Genomic DNA, 18,611 nt, shown 5'->3' on the forward strand with positions numbered 1-18,611 from the left:
TATATGAACTATTTGTTGAAAAGTCAACAAGTTGAAAAGAAAAATATAAGGAGGAGTTTTTCAATGAATGTCACTGAAATTAGACGTCCGGCATATATAGAAAGAATTACAACATCGGAACTCGCACAAGCTTTTATCGACGAGTAGATTGCATTAATTAAAAAACAGGTAGGAGATAAGAAAGTTCTTCTTGCTTTATCTGGTGGTGTTGATTCATCTGTTGTTGCGGCACTTTTAATTAAGGCAATCGGTCAGCAGCTGGTTTGTGTTCATGTGAACCATGGTTTACTTCGTAAGGGTGAACCTGAACAGGTGATTGAAGTATTCCGTAATCAAATGAATGCAAACTTAATCTATGTTGATGCAACGGATTGTTTCCTTGATAAATTATCTGGCGTTGCAGATCCAGAAACTAAGAGAAAAATCATTGGTGGAGAATTCATTGGAGTATTTGCGGAAGAAACAAGAAAGCTTGAAGGAATTGAATATTTAGCACAGGGTACAATCTGGCCAGATATTCTTGAATCAGAAGATGATATTAAGGCACATCATAATGCTGGTGGTCTTCCTGAAGATATGGAATTTGAACTTGTAGAGCTAGTTAGAATTTTTTTCAAAGATGAAGTGCGCATTGTTGGTGATGCACTTGGCTTGCCTCATGATATGGTGTATCGTCAGCCATTCCCAAGACCTGGACTTGGTGTTCGCTGTCCTGGAGCAATTACACGTGATTGCTTAGAAGCAGTATGTGAATCTGATGCAATTCTTCGTGAAGAATTTGCAAAGAATGGTCTTGATGAAAAGGTTTGGCAGTATTTTACTATTGTTCCAGAATTTAAATCTACAAATCCGAATTTGTATGCAATTTTAATTAAGTCATAATCGTTTCAATTTAGTCTTTTTTAGAAAAATGACTAAATTGAATTGAAGGATGACCAAATTGAAATTATAATAATGTTAAAGGGAGGGCACAATGAGACAATTTGAATATAAAGAAAGTTGGAAGAAACTTTTAACTCCAAACATCGTTTCACTTTTGACTTCCATTCATGAATATAAAGGGGAACAAAATTTATTTATCGAATCTAATTCTGATAAATTGACTGAACTGTTAGAAATAGCTAAAATCCAAAGTACCGAAGCTTCAAATAAGATTGAAGGCATTATTACGACAGATGACCGTTTGAAGAAACTTGTTATGGATAAGACAATGCCAAAAAGTAGAAATGAGAAGGAAATAGCGGGTTATCGTGATGTGTTAAATACGATTCATGAGAATTATGAATATATTCCTGTTAATGCGAATTATTTTCTTCAATTACATGGAGACTTATATAAGTATAATGGCATGAGCTTTGGTGGCAAATTTAAGACTACAAATAATGTAATTGCAGAAGTTGATTCTAGTGGGAATCAAAAAACAAGATTTCAGCCTATTGAGGCTTGGGCTACACCAGAAGCTATGCTTAATATGTGCAATGCATACAACGATGCCATTAATGATGGAATTGATCCATTGATACTAATGCCAATGTTTATATTGGATTTCTTGTGTATTCACCCGTTTAATGATGGAAATGGAAGAATGAGTAGACTACTTACATTACTTCTTTTGTATAAATCTGGATATATAGTTGGTAAATATATAAGTATAGAAAAATTGATTGAAAAATCAAAAGATACTTATTACGAACAATTACAAGCTAGTTCATATAGATGGCATGAAAATGAAAATGATTATGAGCCATTTGTAGAATATTATCTTGGAGTAATTATTGCGGCATATAAGGAATTTTCTAGTAGAGTTCAAACATTGATTGAATCTGGAATGAGTAAACCAGAAAGAATTCGTGAAGTTATAAGAAAACACATTGGCAAAATCACAAAGAGTCAAATTATGGAGAAATGTCCAGATATAAGTGATACTACAATTCAAAGAACTTTGACTGAATTGCTGAAAAATAATGAAATTATTAAATTAAGTGGTGGAAGATATACTTCATACGTGTGGAATGAGGAGAAAGAATAATGATTACAGGATAATTAAAAAACAAAATCGATAGTTTATGGGATGTGTTCGCAGCGGGGGATTAACAAATCCACTTGAAGTAATTGAACAGCTTACTTGTTTGATGTTCATTCATGATTTGGATGATACGGATAATAAAAATGCAAAAGAATGCGCAATGCTCAGCTTGCCATTTAAGAGTATTTTTTCGGATCAGGTTAAAATTGTTGAAAGAACTATTGATGGTCAACAGTTGAAGTGGTCTACATTTAGAGATTTTCCAGCAAGCAAAATGTATGAAACAATACAAGAATGGGTATTCCCATTTATTAAGAATCTACATTCTGATAAGAATAGTGCGTATTCGAAATACATGGATGATGCTATATTTAAATTACCTACACCATTGGTATTATCTAAAGTTGTTGATTCAGTAGATGAAATTTATGCATTAATGGGACAATCAACAGAAATCGGTATTCGTGGTGATGTATATGAATATTTATTATCTAAGATTTCTATAGCTGGAAGAAATGGTCAATTTAGAGCACCAAGACATATTATTCGAATGATGGTTGAACTGATGAAACCAACTCCAAAAGAAACAATTTGTGAAAGTAAGACTCGCTATTTAATACAATTTAATGTTGCATAGCCCTTGAGGTGACGGTCTCGTACCGGCTTATTTTTTATACGGAGGTTTTGTATATGCCAACAATTACAAAGAAACAGTTGGAAGATTATAATAAACTGTGTGAAGACAGGACATACGGAAGAATACTTACACCGGATGGTTTGAGAATGATTTGCGAAGCAAACAATTATGACCCGGAAGCCATCGGAAAGCAGATGCTAGAAACATATGCAAAATTCAAGAACAAAGGAGTGTCTAGATGAAAGCGGAGCTGGATATATACTATTTGTTCATTAAGAACACTTCTATAGTACATATCCTCTTTTTCTTTATCTAGACGGTATTTATTTGACATAATTAACCATCAGATTCAATCATAGAAATACAGGAAAGCAGATGATGGATAAAGTAGCCAAATATATTTTTAAATCTCATCCAATGACCCGCAGACAGATTACGAATGCTTTGAATGCTGCTTTTCCTATTTTTGCTTGTCAATGAATCTGATGGTTAATTATGAAAATAAATAGGAGAATTGTTGAATTTATGCTATATGATGTAATGATCGTTGGAGCAGGGCCTGGTGGTATTTTTTCTGCGTATGAGCTTGTAAAAAACAACGACAATTTAAAAATTGCGGTGTTTGAATCAGGGAATACTTTAGAAAAGAGAAAATGTCCAATTGATGGAAAAAATATTAAGACATGTGTTCATTGTAAAACATGTGCCATCATGAATGGATTTGGTGGTGCTGGTGCATTTAGTGATGGAAAATATAACATTACAAATGAATTTGGTGGAAATTTATATGAATACGTTGGCAGAAAAGAAGCTTTGGATCTAATGCATTATGTAGATGAAATTAACTGTTCTCATGGTGGAAAAGATACAAAATTGTATACAACAGCGAACACGTCTATCAAAAAACTGTGTATACAGAATGATCTGCATTTATTAGATGCGAGTGTTCGTCACTTAGGCACAGATATTAACTACATTGTATTAAAGAATTTATACAATGAATTAAAAGACAAGGTTGATTTCTATTTCTTGTCTAAAGTTGATAAAATCAATCATGTAGATGATCAATATGAAGTAATCACAAATGGAACTTCTTATTTTGGTAAGAAATGTATTGTTTCTACAGGCAGAAGTGGAAGTAAATGGATGCAGACGATCTGTTCTGATCTAGGCATTGAAACGAAATCTAATCGTGTGGATATTGGTGTGCGTGTTGAAGTTCCTAGTCTGGTATTTTCACAATTAACAGATGAATTGTATGAAAGCAAAATTGTGTATCGTACAAAAAAATTCCAGGATAAGGTGCGTACATTCTGTATGAACCCTAGAGGTGTTGTTGTAAATGAAAATACAAATGGGATTGTGACTGTGAATGGACATTCTTATAATGATCCAGCTTTATATACAGACAACACAAACTTTGCATTACTTGTATCTAATAAATTTACTGAACCATTCAAGAGTTCTAATGAATATGGTGAAAGTATTGCACGTTTATCTAATATGTTAGGTGGAGGTGTCATTGTTCAAAGATTCGGTGATTTGATTCGTGGACAAAGATCTAACAAGCATCGTATTGATGGTTCCTTCTTGACGCCTACATTAGCAGCTACACCAGGTGATTTATCTCTTGTCATTCCAAAGCGTCAATTAGATGATATTATTGAAATGATTTATGCATTAGATAAAGTTGCTCCTGGAACAGCGAGTGATGATACATTGTTATATGGTGTAGAAGTAAAATTCTATAACATGGATGTTGATGTTGATAACAATCTTGAAACAAAGCATAAAGGCTTATATGTGATTGGAGATTGTTCTGGTGTTACGCATTCATTATCACATGCAAGTGCAAGTGGTGTGTATGTTGCTAGAAAGATAACAGAAAGCTTTGAGTAAAAGATGAAAAAACCGCATGTGCGGTTTTTTTGTTATAATATTCCGATTTCTTGTAAGAATAGTTTGCCTGCTTTTGATAGTGTATGATCTTTTCGCTTGAGAAATACACTTGTGATGAACATACCCGGATCATTGATTGAACGTACAACCATATCACTTGTTTTTGAGATATCAGCATCTGAATATGGAATGAGTGCAACTGTATTGAATGTTCTTGCCCATTCAATAGCAGTTTCATTGATTGATGTGATGATAGAAATGTTTGGTGCTAAAGCATGTTGACCAAAGACTGTATATATGATATTTGAAATATCAAATGGAATGGAAAGTGGATGACCTGAAAATTTAGTGATTTCAATTGGTTTTGTCTCATTTGCAAGAGGATGATCTGGTGGTATGACAGCTACGATATCATCCTTTTCATATGGGAAAGTTTCTAGTGTACCAAATTGTGGAATACTTGCACGAACAAGACCAATTTCTGTAATTCCATTTAATACATTTGGAACAACGAAGTCACTTGCAATTTCATATACATCATAGTTGATTTCTGGATGATGACTAACAAAATCTTCAAATAAGTTATGGATGTAGTGAATGGAATTTCCTGCAGGAATGGATATTTTTAATTGATCTGTGTAACCTGTCTGCTGGCATTGTAAAGATGTGCTGATACTGTTTTCGATACGACAGATTTCACGTGCTTTTGTATAAAAGATGCGTCCGGCTTCTGTGAGTTCAATTGAACGGCTTCCCCGTTTGATGAGCTGTGCACCATAGGTACGTTCAATATTCTTTAATTGATTACTTAAAGAAGGCTGTGCGATGAGTAACTGCTTTGATGCGGCTAAAATGCTTCCACAGTCAACAATGGCAACGAAGTTACGATAGGATTCTAACGTCATTGGATTCTCCTTTTAATATATATAATGAAAATATTATACTTTATAAGTAAAAATAGTAATATTATTATATTTTTGTTTTGCTTATAATACAAATGTTTTTGTTTAGAGAAGATTGCATGAAAACATGCAGAAAGAGGGGTTATGGCAAACATCTTAACAGACATTCTTGCGATTATTGGCGTTGTCTTGAACGGACTTCCACAAGGATTATTGGCTTTGACATTCGGATTTGCATCCATTCCAACAGCGATGGCTTTTTTCATTGGTGCACTTGGTAATACAATTACGCAAAGCGTAGCACCTATTTCTTTCCAGGCTGAAACAATTACGTATGCGGGAAGTGCAGGAAAAGATCGTTCTGAACGCTGTACAATGATTTTCTTTGGTGCTGTGATTATGACAGTGATTGGTGCTTTTGGCTTATTAACAAAAATCGTTGATTTTGTAGGCGAAGATATTTCATTCGGTATGATGGCTGGTGTTGGTATCATCTTGACAAAAGCTGCAATTGATATGATCAAGAAAGATAAATTAGCGGGTGGTGTATCATTAATTGCTGCACTAGTTACGTATTTCATCACTAGAAACAATCCAAATACTTTGGTGTATACAATTGTTATTTCTGTCGTTGCTTCCTGTATTGCGAATGCAATCTTCAAAAAAGATAAAGAAAATATAGTGGTAGTTGATGATAAATTTATTCGTCAGAAATTCACAATCAATGCAAATGTGATTATGGGAGCACTTGGTATGGTTTGCTTGAATATTGGTTCAAATATTTCATTTGGTTCTATTACAGCGAGTATGGCTACAAGTGGAAATTACAATGTTGACCACTTAACAGTTATTTCCTCTTTAGCAGATATGGGTTCTTCCTTCTTTGGGGGAGCACCTGTAGAATCTATTATTTCTGCAACTGCAAGCGCACCTCATCCAGTATGGGCTGGTGTAGCAATGATGGTCATTATTGGTTTGATTCTGATTACTGGTATTTTACCTAAGATCAGTAAATATGTTCCAGCTTCTTCAATTGCGGGTTTCTTGTTTGTTCTTGGTATCTTCAAGACAGTTGCATTGGATGCACCTGCTGCGCTTGCAATGAATGCTGCTGTTGGTGGCTCTACACTTGTTGTGACTGCAGTTACAAACCCATTCTTAGGCATGCTTGCGGGTATTGTTGTAAGAATGCTTGGTATTTAAGCTGAGTGATGGAGGAAAGCATGAAAGAATATTCAATGGAATTATGTGGTGTTGAAAGAACACTGCCATTTATTCCAATCAATGAAACAATGGCTTTTGCAAGTTTTGTTATCTTGGGAGATACAGAACTTGTATCAGCATGTGCACCAAAGCTGGCGGAAATGATTGGTGATGTGGATGCAGTTTTAACTGCAGAAGCAAAAGGCATTGCATTAGCGTATGAAGTTAGCAAGTGTCTTGGGCTGAAAGAATTTATCGTTGCTAGAAAAAGTGAAAAATCATACATGAAGAATGTTGTTTCAGCATCTGTACATTCTATTACAACTTCTGGAGAACAACATTTATATCTTGATGGTGTGGATGCTGATAAGATTCGTGGAAAGAGAATCTGTATTATTGATGATGTTATTTCTACGGGGGAATCATTGCATGCATTAGAAGTACTTGCACAGAATGCAGAAGCAGTCATTGTTAAAAAAGCAGCTTTGCTTGCGGAAGGAAATGCCGCAAATAGAGACGATATTGTGTTTTTAAAGAAATTACCATTGTTTTCTAAAGCAGAAGATGGTTACGTTGAAATTGCTGAATAAATGAATGAAAGTCTATAAACTTTGAAGTTTATGGACTTTTTCTTATAATTTACTTGAAAAGTATTGACCTTATACTTTGTAGAAGGTCTAGGATCTGGTTGTCAAATGATGGAGGCAACAAATATGAATATCAAAGAAGTTGAAAAAATCACAGGAATTTCAAGTCAGAATATCCGATTTTATGAAAAATATGAACTTGTTCAACCTGTACGGAATGCAAACAATGGATATCGTGAATATAATGCAGAGGATATTCGAAAACTAAAGATCATTAAAATGCTGCGTATGATTGATATGCCTGTGGAACAAATCAAATTAATACTGCACAATGAAAAAGATTTGAATCAATCACTGGGAGACCAAGAATATTTATTAAAACAAAAGCTGGCAGAAACAAAATATGCAATTGAAGTGTGTAAAGAAATCAAAGAATCCAGGCAGACACTCAATGATATTAATGTAGATGAATATTTAGATAGTATGTCAAAAGAACCATCTCATTTCTTCCAAAGCTGGATCAATGACTATAAAGATGTCATTCAGCATGAACATGAAAGAGTTTTTACATTCACACCAGATTCAGAAATCACAGATCGCTATAGTTTTGCGAATGCATTATATGCATATGCAATGAAAAAAGATAGAGAATTGATTATTACAAAAGAAGGCATGTATCCTGAATTCGTGATGGATGGCGTTACGTATACAGCAGAAAGAAACTATACACGTGTTGCTGGTATACCGGTAGCTGTGATTCGATGCACAAGAAAATATAGTGATGAAAAAGAATATAAGCATGGTCGTAAAAAATGGATTAGAATCCTGCGTATTTTCTGGCCTGCAATCTTGTGGATGGTATTTATTCTTGTTACAAGAGGTTCAGATTTATTCTCATCAAAAGAAGGAATCATTATTATCATTGCATTTCTGATTATGAGTGTTGTAATGTCAGCCTTGAATTATTTCTTATACTGGAATCGTGATTATTCATATGAGGATAGAAAATGAATTCGCTTTCAAAATAGTAAGAAAATCTAAAAAATTCATTAAAAATAGATAATTTTTCATAATTTTGATGTGAAGAATATGTGTATAATATATGTAACAAAGTTATTCGGATTGTTACTGAAGAAGGCAAAACCAGATATCGATGTGCTAGTTTTAGAGTACGTGTATCTGGTTTTTTCGTTATAATAATCCTAATAAGTTTGAAAGGGTAGATATGATTGTTGATAGAGTGATTAACAATAATATCGTTTCTACAATTGATGATGAAGGTGCTGAACTCATTTTAATGGGTAGAGGTCTTGGCTTTGGCGCAAAAAGTGGAAATGATATTGATGAAAGCAAAGTGGAGAAAATCTTTAAATTAGAGGATCAAAATGATGCTGAGCAGTTAAAGCAGTTGTTACTTCGTGTGCCTTTAGAAGAAGCAGAAGTTGTAGGGGATATTGTTAGTTACGCAAAGGAAAAGATTGCGGTGAACTTAAACTCTAGTGTGTATGTAACATTAACAGATCACATTAACTTCGCAATTGAAAGACAAAAGCAGAACATTGATTTTACAAATCCATTATTATGGGAAATCAAACGTTACTATCCTTCGGAATTTCAGGTTGGCTGTTATGCACTTGATCTGATCAAACAAAGATTTGATGTGCAATTGACAGAAGATGAAGCTGGATTTATCGCATTGCACTTTGTGAATTCAGAGTACGATACATCGATTTCAGATGCAGCGAAATTCCCAACAGAAATTCATAAGATCCTGGATTTGATTCATCATGAATTTAAACTTAAGGTTGATGAAAAATCTTTGAACTATGAAAGATTACTGACACATGTGAAGTTCCTTCTACAAAGAGTATATCGAAATGAGATGCTGAAAGATGAAGATCTGTTGATCATTCAGACAATCAAACGGCAGTGTGAAAAAGAATTTGATTGTTGTAGAAAGATATCTTCTTCTATAAAAGAAGCAACAGGAAAAGAACTGACAGAAGCAGAAATGGTTTATATGGCAATCCATATTCGCAGATTGTTAAATACAAATAAGGAGTGAAACAAATGTTTAATTTTTTTAAGAAAAAAGAAACAAAGTATTCAGTACATGCAGTAGCTAATGGAACAACAGTAGCATTGAAGGATGTACCAGATCCAACATTCGCAGAAGAAATGATTGGTAAAGGTGTTGCAATTATTCCAACAGATGGAAAAGTTGTTGCTCCAGTAAGCGGTACAGTCTCAATGGTATTTCCAACAAATCATGCCGTTGGATTGGTTGATGAAAATGGTGTTGAAGTATTGGTACACATTGGTATTGATACAGTCAGCATGAAGGGTGAAGGCTTCACTGGTCACGTAAAACAGGGGGATACAGTGAAGGCTGGAGATCTAATGATTGAAGTTGATCTAGATAAGGTAAAAGAAGCTGGATTCAACACAATTATTCCAGTTATTATTACAAATACACCTAGCTTTACAGCAGTTGAAGGACTTGCTGGTAAAGATGTAAAGGTTGGAGATGAAGTAATCTCCATCACAAAGTAAGTATACAAAGCGTAGATATTTACGTTTGAGTATAAAAAAGGGAATTAAGCATTCAAAAGAAGAAAAGGAGAGTGGAATAATGAAATTTCTACAAAAATTAGGTAAAGCGTTAATGCTTCCTGTAGCATGTCTTCCTATCTGTGGTATCCTGATGGGTCTTGGATATGCATTATGTCCATCTACTATGCAAGGCGGAGACGTTGTTGGTCTTGTACAGCAGATCGGTTTCTTTCTAGTTAAGGCAGGTGGCGCAGTCATCGATAACATGGCTTGGCTATTCGCTATCGGTATTGGTGTCGGTATGACTGATGACCATGATGGAACTGGTGCATTAGCTGCATTAGTATCATGGCTCATGATCACTAACTTACTCGCTGTTGGTACAGTCAGCACAATCATGACATTGGATGAAATCACAACAATCGCATTTAGTAAGATTGCTAACCCATTCATTGCTATTCTTGCTGGTATCATCGGTTCTACATGCTATAACAAGTTCAAGAACGCTAAACTTCCTGACTGGTTAGCTTTCTTCTCTGGCAAGAGATGTGTTGCTATCGTAGCTGGTGTTGTTTCAATTCTTGCTTCTGTAGTTCTATTATTTGTATGGCCAATCTTATTCAAGGGCTTAGTTGCATTAGGTAATGGTATTGCTTCTATGGGTTACTTTGGAGCTGGCTTGTATGCTTTCTTCAACAGATTACTCATCCCTACAGGTCTTCACCACGCATTAAACAACGTATTCTGGTTTGATACAATCGGTCTTGGTGACCTTGGTCACTTCTGGGCTGGTGATACAACAGCTTCTGCTAATCTTTCTTGGGATCTCGGTATCTACATGTCTGGATTCTTCCCATGTATGATGTTCGGTATTCCTGGTGCTGCTTTAGCTATGATTCAGACTGCTAAGGACAACAAGAAAAAGATTGCTATCGGTATCGTTATGTCTGCTGCTATCTCCGCATTCGTATGTGGTGTTACAGAACCATTCGAATTCGCATTCATGTTCTTAGCACCTGCTCTATATGTTGTATATGCAGCTTTATATGGTATCTTCACAGTTATTACATGCTTCGTAGGATTCAGAGCTGGTTTCTGCTTCTCTGCAGGTCTAACTGACTTAATCTTCTCTGCTTCTTTACCAGCAGCTCACAATACTTGGATGATCATTCCTTTAGGTATCGCAGCATTCTTAGTATTCTACTTCGTATTCAAGTTCGCTATCCTCAAGTGGGATCTTAAGACACCTGGTCGTGAAGACGATGATGATGAAGCAGATGACGCTGAAAAGAGCGCTACACTTGCTAACAATGACTTCACAGCAGTTGCTCAGACAATTCTTGAAGGTCTTGGCGGAAAAGAAAATGTTGTTACAATCGACAACTGCATCACAAGACTTCGTTTAACAGTTAAGGATGATAGCCTTGTTGATGATAAGAAAATCAAGTCTGCAGGAGTTTCTGGTGTTATGCACCCAGGCAAGAACAATGTACAGGTAGTTATTGGTATGCAGGTACAGTTCGTTGCTGACGAATTCAAGAAACTTTGCAAATAAGTTAAGTATTATTGCTTAATAATCCCTTTCATTTTAGGAAAAGGCTATAACAGTAGAACAGATTGTTCAAAGCTGTTATAGCTTTTTTAAAAGAAGGATGGGTTATATTTAAAGATTTCAAGTGTATAATGAAATTAACTGGAGGAATACATATGATTATTCAAAGTAAAAGAGTTTGGATTGCTGGACAGTTTATGCCGGCACAGGTGAAAATTGAGGATAAGAAAATTGTTGATATCTATCCATATGGTACAAATGCAGTGGATGTTGACTATGATAATGATAGAATCCTTCCTGGATTTATTGATATCCATACACATGGCTACCATACATGGGATACAAATGATGGTACACCAGAAGGTCTTCGTCACTGGATGAAAGAAATCACTTCTGAAGGTGTAACGAGTATCTGTCCTACAACAATTACACAGAGTCATGAAGTATTATCAAATGCATTGAAGAATGTTGTTAGAGTTGTTGAAGAAGGATATGAAGGTGCTGAAATTATTGGTATTCACTTTGAAGGACCTTATCTGGATCAAAAGTATAAAGGTGCACAGCCAGAACAGTATTGTGTTGCACCAAATGTTGAAGAATTTAAGCAATACCAGGAAGATGCAAAGGGAATGATCAAAGTTATTACGATGGCTTGTGAACATGATAAAGATTTTGCATTAACTGAATATTGTGCGCAACATGGTGTATTAGTTTCTCAAGGACATTCTGGTGCTACTTTTGAAGAAGCTAGAATGGCAATTGCGCATGGTGCTATGTCAATGACGCATGTATTTAATGGTATGACACCATTCCATCATAGAAATCCTGGATTGGTTGGTGCTGCGATGCGTTTTAGAGATGTATATGGTGAAGTTATCTGTGATGGATGTCATTCTGATGTGAATTCTTTGAATAACTTCTTTATGGCTAAGGGAAGAGATCATGTCATTATGATTACTGATGCTTTAATGGCAAAGGGTTGCCCAATTGGAAGCAGAATGATGTTTGGTGGACAGGAAATTGAAGTATACCCTGATGGTTCTGCACATCTAGTAGAGGCTAAGAATTTAGCTGGCAGTACATTACGTGTTAACCGTGGTCTTCAGATTGTCATTGAGCAGGCTGGTGTTCCTGCAGATTATGCAATCAATGCATGTACATTAAACCCAGCAAGAGCATTAAAGATTGATGATCATAAAGGAAAGATCTGTACAGGATATGATGCTGATCTTGTGGTATTGAATGACAACTATGATGTTGTACAGACTTATGCAAGAGGAAAAGCTTGTAAATAAACGATAAATTTCTAAGCATGTATTGCGTTGTATGACGCGATATGTGCTTTTTTGTTTCTATAAAAATCAAAGAAAATGCTTTAATTATCATATTCTTTTTAGAAATTCTTTCATTTACACTGATTCATGGAGAAGGGAATTTCCTAACTGCTAGGAAAAATGTAACCGAAGCATATCAGGAAATCGTTTTACAATGCATATATGAAAACAAGACAAATTAAAATTGTTGATATTTTAAGTGAGAGAAAAGATTGGGTAACAGGAAAAGAACTTTCAGCGATTCTAGAAGTATCTGATCGAACAATTCGTAGCGATATTAATGCAATCAATTGTGAATTAAAAGATGCAATTGAAGCGAGTGTTCGCTATGGCTATCGTTTGAAAGAAGATGCTTCTGGAGTGAATCAAATACAGAATGATGATCTGATACCACAGTCATTAGAAGAACGCTGTAATTTTTTAATCAAACGTTTATTCCGCTATAAAAAAATAAACATCATTGATTTGCAGAATGAAATCTATTACAGCACATTTACAATTCGTAATGATATCAAACATATTCGTAAAATGTTAGAAGCGTATCCAGATTTATCGATTGTTGAAAATGGTGAAGTCATTTCTTTGCAAGGCAGTGAAGAAAGCAAACGACAGTTTCATAAAGATATTCTTGTACATGAAACAAAAGGTGACTTTATTAATATCAATAAGATTGCTGGATTATTTCCAGATTTCGATTTATTGAGAGTGTCCAAAGTTCTAGAGGAAACTTTAAATACATACAATTACAAATTGCGTGCAGAAACAATTCCTATGTTAATGATTCATATTGGTGTAGGAATTCAGAGAATGATGGATTTCAATTGTGTTGATATGGGTGCTGATGATGAGCGTATCAAAGGGACAGTTGAGTATCAGATTGCACATGAATTTTTTACTAAGATTACGAAATTTTTGAGATGTGAAATCAATGAGAATGAAATTGTTTTGCTGGCAAGACTTTTGATGGGAAGACAACATAATCGATATATCAGTGATACAAGTCTTCTGGATAACTCAGTTGTCTTACTGAATCGGATTATTGCTGGTATTAATGAAGTGTATGATGTTGATTTCTCAAATGATGAGTTCTTCAAAGATGGCTTATTGATTCATATTCAGCATCTTCTAAAACGACTGGAAACAAATACAAGAATTCAAAATGTGTATCTGCATGATGTGAAAAAACAATATCCGATGGTATTTGATGTCAGTGTCTTTGTTGGAAAGATCATCGAAGATTATATGCATGTGACGATGGTGGAAGATGAAATTGGTTTTCTGGCAATTCATTTAGGTGCAGCATATGACAGATTGAATCTTCATCAGCACTATTATCATGCGGTACTGATTCAACCAAACAATCAATTGATGACAAGCATGTGTGCAGATAAAATCAAACATCGCTTTGGAGATCGACTGGTCATTGATGCTACTGTAAGAGTGTATGAAGAAAATGTTATTAAGCGATTAAAACCAGACATCATTATCAGTACAGTAAATGTAAAGCATACATTGGATATTCCGACGGTCATCATAGGCATGTTCTTTAATGAAGATGATGAATATAAAATATTCCGTTTAATCAATGATCTTGATCATCAGCGACAGGCGCTAGAGTTTAGTGATCAGATGCAGCATTTATTGACAGATGAATTCTTCTTTAAGGATTTAGAATGTGAATCTTATGAAGATGTTATCAATCAGCTTTGCGATGCATTATATGGTGCAGGCAGAGTCAGTGAAGTATTTAAGGAATCTACATTTGAAAGAGAAAAAATGGCATGGACTTCATTGAGTTATGGATTTGCGATACCGCATCCTCTGAAGTATTCCACGATTAAAACAACGGTTGCGGTTGCTTCTTTGAAAAAACCAGTACAATGGGGAAATTTTAAAGTTAAATTTGTAATGCTGTTAGCAGTAAAAGAAGAAGATAAAGATATCTTGCGTATCTTCTTTGACTGGTTCTCCAATGTCTGTGATGATCCAGTATTGTTATCACAGATTACAGTTGCACAAAACGTAAATGAATTGATGGAATTAATGACAAAGTAGGTAGATATATGGCAAAAAGAAAAGTAATAAAAAAAGCACCATTAAACAAAAGAATCTTCGCGTTTCTAATTGACTGGTATTTTGGATGGGTATTTGCGGCAATCCCAGTTGGATGGCTGTGGAATGTTCTGACAAGAGAAAAGACAATCAATACAGATATTCTGGTATTTGAAAAGCCATATGGTTTGCTGGCTGGTGTATTGGGAATCTTATTTGGGATTGTTTATTATTACGTAATTCCTTTGAAGTTTGAAGGGCAGACGCTTGGCAAGAAATTCTTATCACTAAAAATTACAGATGAAAATGGTGAAGCGTTGAATGCAAAAGATCTAGCAAAAAGACAGATTGTTGGCTTGCTGCTTTTAGAAAGTCCATTGATGCTTGCGGGAAATTATGTAACGCAGATGATAACGATGTACACGTTTGATGTAGCTGGAACGGTATTGAATTGGGTGAAAGTGGCTATTTTGATCATTTCCTGTTATATGGTAGTGAAAAAAGGTACAGCCATTCACGATAGTATTGCACATAGCATGGTAATAGAAAAGTAAAGGAGGATATGTTATGGAAGATATGGAATTAGTTTGTTTTAAGATTATTTCTGCAGTAGGAGAAGCTAAGAGTGATTATATCCTGGCGATTGAAGAAGCTGAAAAGGGTAACTTCGAACGTGCAGAAGAATTGATTGCAGAAGGTGATGCTTGCTATACAAGAGGACACCAGGTACATGCTTCTTTGATTCAGCAGGAAGCTAGCGGTGAAAAAGTTGAAGTTGTATTACTTTTGATGCATGCTGAAGACCAGTTGATGGCTGCAGAAACAACAAAACTTTTAGCTACAAAATTAATCAACTTATATAAAAATAAATAAAATATGAAAACTTTTGCTTACGTTGTAAGAAGAGTGTTCGCCTTTGGGACAGACTGGTATATTTCAGCTGTCCTTATTAATTTGATGACAAATGCAATTGGTCATTTTACAAGTGGTGAATATTCTGTACATATTGCATTGGCAATTGCTTCATTGCTTGTTGCATTTGTCTACTATGTTCTTGTTCCATTGAAAGTATGGAAAGGACAGACACTCATGATGCGTGCAATGCATTTAAAGACAGTGGATATCCATGGAAATGAAATTTCATTTCCAAGAACATTTCTGCGTTTCTTTGTTGGATGTTTATTGATTGGTGGTGCATTTTATATTCCATCTGTAAACATTCGAAGTGTATTGATGCTCATGTATCCAAATGAAGCATGGAAACTCTTCACATTATTGATCAATGTATTATCTGCAATGGATTTAGGTTTTATTTTACTGAAATGGAGAGATTTTCGCTTATTACATGACTTGATTTTTCGAACAAAAGTCATTGATTTAGCAGCATAGTCATATAAGAAATGAAAGGGGTATCAAAACTTCCTAGCTAATAGGAAATAGATTGTGAAAACAAGTACTCCTGAAAATTTATGATATATGCAGAAAGGTTAGGTAATACTATGAAAAGATTTTATTTATTCTGTAATGCAGGCATGTCTACAAGTTTACTGGCAAGCAGAATGCAAAAAGTAGCTGACGCACACAGCTTACCAATTGAAATCAAGGCTTTCTCAGATTCTAACATGGACACAGTAGTTCATGAATACAATCCAGAAGTTATTCTATTGGGACCTCAGGTTAAGCATTTGTATGAAAAAGTAAACGAAAGATATGGTGCAGAACACATCGTTGAAGTAATTGACAGCGTTGATTACGGAAACGTCGATGGAGAAAGAGTTCTTAAGAGAGCTCTCAAACTCTACAAGGAAAAGGGGGCAAAATAAATTATGATGGAAAAACTAGAAAAATTTCTGATGCCTGTTGCCAATGTTTTGTCAAAGAATAAAGTATTGTCAGCAATCAGAGATGGTTTCTTAATTACAGTACCAATTACAATTGTTGGTTCAATCTTCTTACTTATTTCTAACTTCCCAATTGCGGGATATGAAGAATTCATGGCTGGTATTTTCGGTGCTGGCTGGGATGGATATCTTGGTCGCGTAACAGCAATCTCATTTGACTGTGTTGCTTTATTAGGCGTACTCAGTATCGGTTACTGCTATTCTAGAGAAAAGGGTCTAGAAAACAGAATTGCTGGTGCAGTTGTTGCATTAGTGTCCTTCTTGATTATCACACCTCAGTATTCAATGGTTGAAGCTGAAGGTCTTTCTGAAGCAATTAAAGTTAGCGGATTCAAGTTCACATTCCTAGGAACAGCTGGTATGTTCTTAGCAATGATTACAGCGATTGTCGCAGTAGAAATCTTCTCATGGGCAATGAAGAAGAATCTTGTAATCAAGCTTCCTGATGGTGTTCCACCAGCAGTTATGGAATCTTTCGCAGCATTAATTCCTGCAGGAATTACAATGATCGTATTCTTCTTATTAGGTATTGTTTTCTCTTTCACATCTTTCGAATATGCTCATTACTTCATTTATCAGGTATTACAGGCACCACTTGTTGGTTTAGGCCGTTTAGGTGGATTTGAAGTTATCTATCAGTTCTTATCCACATTATTCTGGTTCTTCGGTATCAACGGTCCAGCAGTTACAAACACAATCTTCGCTCCTATCCACAAGGTATTAACTGTTGAAAACTACGAAGCAGCTAAGGCTGGTCTTGAAATGACAAACATCTTCACTTCCGGATTCTCAGATTTCTTCTGTAACTTCGGTGGTGGTGGATCCACATTAGCACTCGTTATCATGATGGCTTTCTTCGCAAAGTCAAGCCGTTTGAAGACTCTTGGAAAACTTTCTCTTCCAGCTGGTATCTTCGGTATTAACGAGCCAATCATCTTTGGTTTACCAATCGTATTAAACCCATTGATGGCTATTCCATTCATCCTGACACCTGTTGCAAATACAATTCTTGGTTATATTGCTACAGTTACACACATCATGCCAATTACAAACGGTGCACAGCTGCCTTGGACAACTCCAATCGTATTCTCTGGCTGGTTAGTAACAGGAAGCTTCATGGGATCTGTTGTACAGATTGTTATGTTAGCAATGGACTTCGCTATCTACTATCCATTCTTCCGTATGCTTGATTCTAAGTATTTAGCTGAAGAATCTGAAACAAAGAATCAGACAGACGAATTAGATGATCTATCATTCGACGATTTAAGCTTAGACTAAGTGAAAAGATATGAAAGTAATATTGATATTTGACCAGGGCTTAGCTGGAGCCGGTGGAAAAACAAATCCAAATGTCGGATTAACAGCAACAAAGGGCGGAATTGGATTCGCATCCTCTTTACAGCCACACTTCAATAAGATTGATGCACAGGTAGTCGCTACATTATATTGTGGTAATGAATATTTCTTAGCAAACGAACAAGAAGTCGTTACTAAGATGACAGCTATGGTCAAGAAGCTAAATCCGGACTTCGTATTGTGCGGACCATGCTTCCAGTATGCTGACTATGGAAAGATGGCTGCTGAAATCAGTGCAAGTATCTTAACACACACATCCGTTCAATCATGTGCGATGATGAGTAAAGAAGTAAGCGATGTAATCGCTGAATACAAAGACAAAACTCCAATTGTAGTTATGCCTAAAAAGGGCGGAACGGGCTTAAATGATAGTATTGCAAACTTATGTTCATTAATGCAGGCAAGCGTTAATAACAGCGGTGACTTAGCAGAAATTAAAACTAAAGTTTGTTATTAATTATTACAAGGGCCATATGAATCATATGGCCTTTATTTTCGAAGGATTTAACTATAAGGAAGTCAAGTAATAAATGAAAGAAATTGGGGAATGTTAACAAATCCAGCAGGTTCCCAAACAGATCTTTGAAATTGTGAATAAAGTACTATTAA

The 18,611-nt window shown here is 35.4% G+C and carries 19 protein-coding genes and 1 pseudogene; 19 read left to right on the top strand and 1 reads right to left on the bottom strand.

Going from position 1 to position 18,611, the window contains the following annotated elements:
* Positions 1–156: 156 nt before the first annotated feature.
* From ACTND6_RS03860 to ACTND6_RS03880, 5 genes and pseudogenes are all read left to right on the top strand, one after another.
* A pseudogene (locus ACTND6_RS03860) lies at positions 157–843 on the top strand (asparagine synthase-related protein); the annotation flags it as partial.
* A 130-nt stretch (positions 844–973) separates the two neighbouring features.
* Complete coding sequence (locus tag ACTND6_RS03865) at positions 974–2,029, top strand: Fic family protein (RefSeq protein ID WP_441022298.1); 1,056 nt, start codon at positions 974–976, stop codon at positions 2,027–2,029.
* 37 nt (positions 2,030–2,066) lie between these two features.
* The gene (locus tag ACTND6_RS03870) at positions 2,067–2,663 is read left to right on the top strand and encodes a type I restriction-modification system subunit M N-terminal domain-containing protein (protein ID WP_441022296.1); all 597 of its coding nucleotides are present in this window, start codon (positions 2,067–2,069) and stop codon (positions 2,661–2,663) included.
* A gap of 53 nt (positions 2,664–2,716) precedes the next feature.
* Complete coding sequence (locus ACTND6_RS03875) at positions 2,717–2,905, top strand: hypothetical protein (protein WP_441022294.1); 189 nt, start codon at positions 2,717–2,719, stop codon at positions 2,903–2,905.
* 283 nt (positions 2,906–3,188) lie between these two features.
* Entirely contained in the window at positions 3,189–4,562 is a 1,374-nt protein-coding gene (locus ACTND6_RS03880) for an NAD(P)/FAD-dependent oxidoreductase (RefSeq protein ID WP_441022292.1), read from the top strand.
* A 32-nt stretch (positions 4,563–4,594) separates the two neighbouring features.
* Here the strand turns inward: ACTND6_RS03880 and ACTND6_RS03885 are convergent, their stop codons facing one another.
* Positions 4,595–5,467: a LysR family transcriptional regulator gene (locus ACTND6_RS03885; RefSeq protein ID WP_441022290.1), complete on the bottom strand. Its 873-nt coding sequence runs from the start codon at positions 5,465–5,467 to the stop codon at positions 4,595–4,597.
* A gap of 141 nt (positions 5,468–5,608) precedes the next feature.
* On the opposite strand from ACTND6_RS03885, the gene ACTND6_RS03890 reads away from it, so the two are divergent.
* From ACTND6_RS03890 to ACTND6_RS03955, 14 genes are all read left to right on the top strand, one after another.
* Positions 5,609–6,667: an NCS2 family permease gene (locus ACTND6_RS03890; protein WP_441022288.1), complete on the top strand. Its 1,059-nt coding sequence runs from the start codon at positions 5,609–5,611 to the stop codon at positions 6,665–6,667.
* Positions 6,668–6,687: 20 nt separating this feature from the next.
* A complete protein-coding gene (locus ACTND6_RS03895) occupies positions 6,688–7,257 on the top strand; it encodes a phosphoribosyltransferase family protein (RefSeq protein ID WP_441022286.1) in 570 nt (189 codons plus the stop codon).
* A gap of 123 nt (positions 7,258–7,380) precedes the next feature.
* Entirely contained in the window at positions 7,381–8,265 is an 885-nt protein-coding gene (locus tag ACTND6_RS03900) for a MerR family transcriptional regulator (RefSeq protein WP_441022284.1), read from the top strand.
* Positions 8,266–8,479: 214 nt separating this feature from the next.
* Positions 8,480–9,319 (top strand): BglG family transcription antiterminator LicT, encoded by an 840-nt coding sequence (gene licT / locus ACTND6_RS03905; RefSeq protein ID WP_441022282.1) that lies wholly within the window; start codon positions 8,480–8,482, stop codon positions 9,317–9,319.
* Between the two features lie 5 nt (positions 9,320–9,324).
* Entirely contained in the window at positions 9,325–9,807 is a 483-nt protein-coding gene (locus tag ACTND6_RS03910; RefSeq protein ID WP_441022280.1) for a PTS sugar transporter subunit IIA, read from the top strand.
* Positions 9,808–9,886: 79 nt separating this feature from the next.
* Entirely contained in the window at positions 9,887–11,362 is a 1,476-nt protein-coding gene (locus ACTND6_RS03915) for a PTS transporter subunit EIIC (RefSeq protein WP_441022278.1), read from the top strand.
* Between the two features lie 152 nt (positions 11,363–11,514).
* Positions 11,515–12,654: an N-acetylglucosamine-6-phosphate deacetylase gene (gene nagA, locus ACTND6_RS03920; protein ID WP_441022276.1), complete on the top strand. Its 1,140-nt coding sequence runs from the start codon at positions 11,515–11,517 to the stop codon at positions 12,652–12,654.
* Positions 12,655–12,855: 201 nt separating this feature from the next.
* Positions 12,856–14,748 (top strand): BglG family transcription antiterminator, encoded by a 1,893-nt coding sequence (locus ACTND6_RS03925; RefSeq protein ID WP_441022274.1) that lies wholly within the window; start codon positions 12,856–12,858, stop codon positions 14,746–14,748.
* A gap of 8 nt (positions 14,749–14,756) precedes the next feature.
* On the top strand, positions 14,757–15,299 hold the full coding sequence (locus ACTND6_RS03930) for an RDD family protein (RefSeq protein WP_441022272.1): 543 nt from the start codon (positions 14,757–14,759) through the stop codon (positions 15,297–15,299).
* Positions 15,300–15,312: 13 nt separating this feature from the next.
* On the top strand, positions 15,313–15,618 hold the full coding sequence (locus ACTND6_RS03935) for a PTS lactose/cellobiose transporter subunit IIA (RefSeq protein WP_178175478.1): 306 nt from the start codon (positions 15,313–15,315) through the stop codon (positions 15,616–15,618).
* 3 nt (positions 15,619–15,621) lie between these two features.
* Complete coding sequence (locus tag ACTND6_RS03940; RefSeq protein ID WP_441022269.1) at positions 15,622–16,134, top strand: RDD family protein; 513 nt, start codon at positions 15,622–15,624, stop codon at positions 16,132–16,134.
* A gap of 110 nt (positions 16,135–16,244) precedes the next feature.
* A complete protein-coding gene (locus ACTND6_RS03945) occupies positions 16,245–16,568 on the top strand; it encodes a PTS sugar transporter subunit IIB (protein WP_178175476.1) in 324 nt (107 codons plus the stop codon).
* A 3-nt stretch (positions 16,569–16,571) separates the two neighbouring features.
* Positions 16,572–17,924 carry a PTS sugar transporter subunit IIC gene (locus ACTND6_RS03950; protein ID WP_441022267.1) on the top strand — a complete coding sequence of 451 codons (1,353 nt, stop codon included), beginning with the start codon at positions 16,572–16,574 and terminating at the stop codon, positions 17,922–17,924.
* Positions 17,925–17,934: 10 nt separating this feature from the next.
* Positions 17,935–18,459 (top strand): GrdB-related putative oxidoreductase, encoded by a 525-nt coding sequence (locus ACTND6_RS03955; RefSeq protein WP_178175474.1) that lies wholly within the window; start codon positions 17,935–17,937, stop codon positions 18,457–18,459.
* The last annotated feature ends 152 nt before the right edge of the window (positions 18,460–18,611 follow it).

The sequence above is a fragment of the Bulleidia sp. HCP3S3_C9 genome (genome assembly GCF_052064035.1).
Classification (GTDB): Bacteria; Bacillota_I; Bacilli_A; order Erysipelotrichales; family Erysipelotrichaceae; genus Bulleidia.

Bases quoted from the DNA above. Each gene is read 5' to 3' on its own strand.
- ACTND6_RS03865 (WP_441022298.1), top strand. From the start codon at position 974: ATGAGACAATTTGAATATAAAGAAAGTTGGAAGAAACTTTTAACTCCA.
- ACTND6_RS03870 (WP_441022296.1), top strand. From the start codon at position 2,067: ATGGGATGTGTTCGCAGCGGGGGATTAACAAATCCACTTGAAGTAATT.
- ACTND6_RS03875 (WP_441022294.1), top strand. From the start codon at position 2,717: ATGCCAACAATTACAAAGAAACAGTTGGAAGATTATAATAAACTGTGT.
- ACTND6_RS03880 (WP_441022292.1), top strand. From the start codon at position 3,189: ATGCTATATGATGTAATGATCGTTGGAGCAGGGCCTGGTGGTATTTTT.
- ACTND6_RS03885 (WP_441022290.1), bottom strand. From the start codon at position 5,467: ATGACGTTAGAATCCTATCGTAACTTCGTTGCCATTGTTGACTGTGGA.
- ACTND6_RS03890 (WP_441022288.1), top strand. From the start codon at position 5,609: ATGGCAAACATCTTAACAGACATTCTTGCGATTATTGGCGTTGTCTTG.
- ACTND6_RS03895 (WP_441022286.1), top strand. From the start codon at position 6,688: ATGAAAGAATATTCAATGGAATTATGTGGTGTTGAAAGAACACTGCCA.
- ACTND6_RS03900 (WP_441022284.1), top strand. From the start codon at position 7,381: ATGAATATCAAAGAAGTTGAAAAAATCACAGGAATTTCAAGTCAGAAT.
- licT (WP_441022282.1), top strand. From the start codon at position 8,480: ATGATTGTTGATAGAGTGATTAACAATAATATCGTTTCTACAATTGAT.
- ACTND6_RS03910 (WP_441022280.1), top strand. From the start codon at position 9,325: ATGTTTAATTTTTTTAAGAAAAAAGAAACAAAGTATTCAGTACATGCA.
- ACTND6_RS03915 (WP_441022278.1), top strand. From the start codon at position 9,887: ATGAAATTTCTACAAAAATTAGGTAAAGCGTTAATGCTTCCTGTAGCA.
- nagA (WP_441022276.1), top strand. From the start codon at position 11,515: ATGATTATTCAAAGTAAAAGAGTTTGGATTGCTGGACAGTTTATGCCG.
- ACTND6_RS03925 (WP_441022274.1), top strand. From the start codon at position 12,856: ATGAAAACAAGACAAATTAAAATTGTTGATATTTTAAGTGAGAGAAAA.
- ACTND6_RS03930 (WP_441022272.1), top strand. From the start codon at position 14,757: ATGGCAAAAAGAAAAGTAATAAAAAAAGCACCATTAAACAAAAGAATC.
- ACTND6_RS03935 (WP_178175478.1), top strand. From the start codon at position 15,313: ATGGAAGATATGGAATTAGTTTGTTTTAAGATTATTTCTGCAGTAGGA.
- ACTND6_RS03940 (WP_441022269.1), top strand. From the start codon at position 15,622: ATGAAAACTTTTGCTTACGTTGTAAGAAGAGTGTTCGCCTTTGGGACA.
- ACTND6_RS03945 (WP_178175476.1), top strand. From the start codon at position 16,245: ATGAAAAGATTTTATTTATTCTGTAATGCAGGCATGTCTACAAGTTTA.
- ACTND6_RS03950 (WP_441022267.1), top strand. From the start codon at position 16,572: ATGATGGAAAAACTAGAAAAATTTCTGATGCCTGTTGCCAATGTTTTG.
- ACTND6_RS03955 (WP_178175474.1), top strand. From the start codon at position 17,935: ATGAAAGTAATATTGATATTTGACCAGGGCTTAGCTGGAGCCGGTGGA.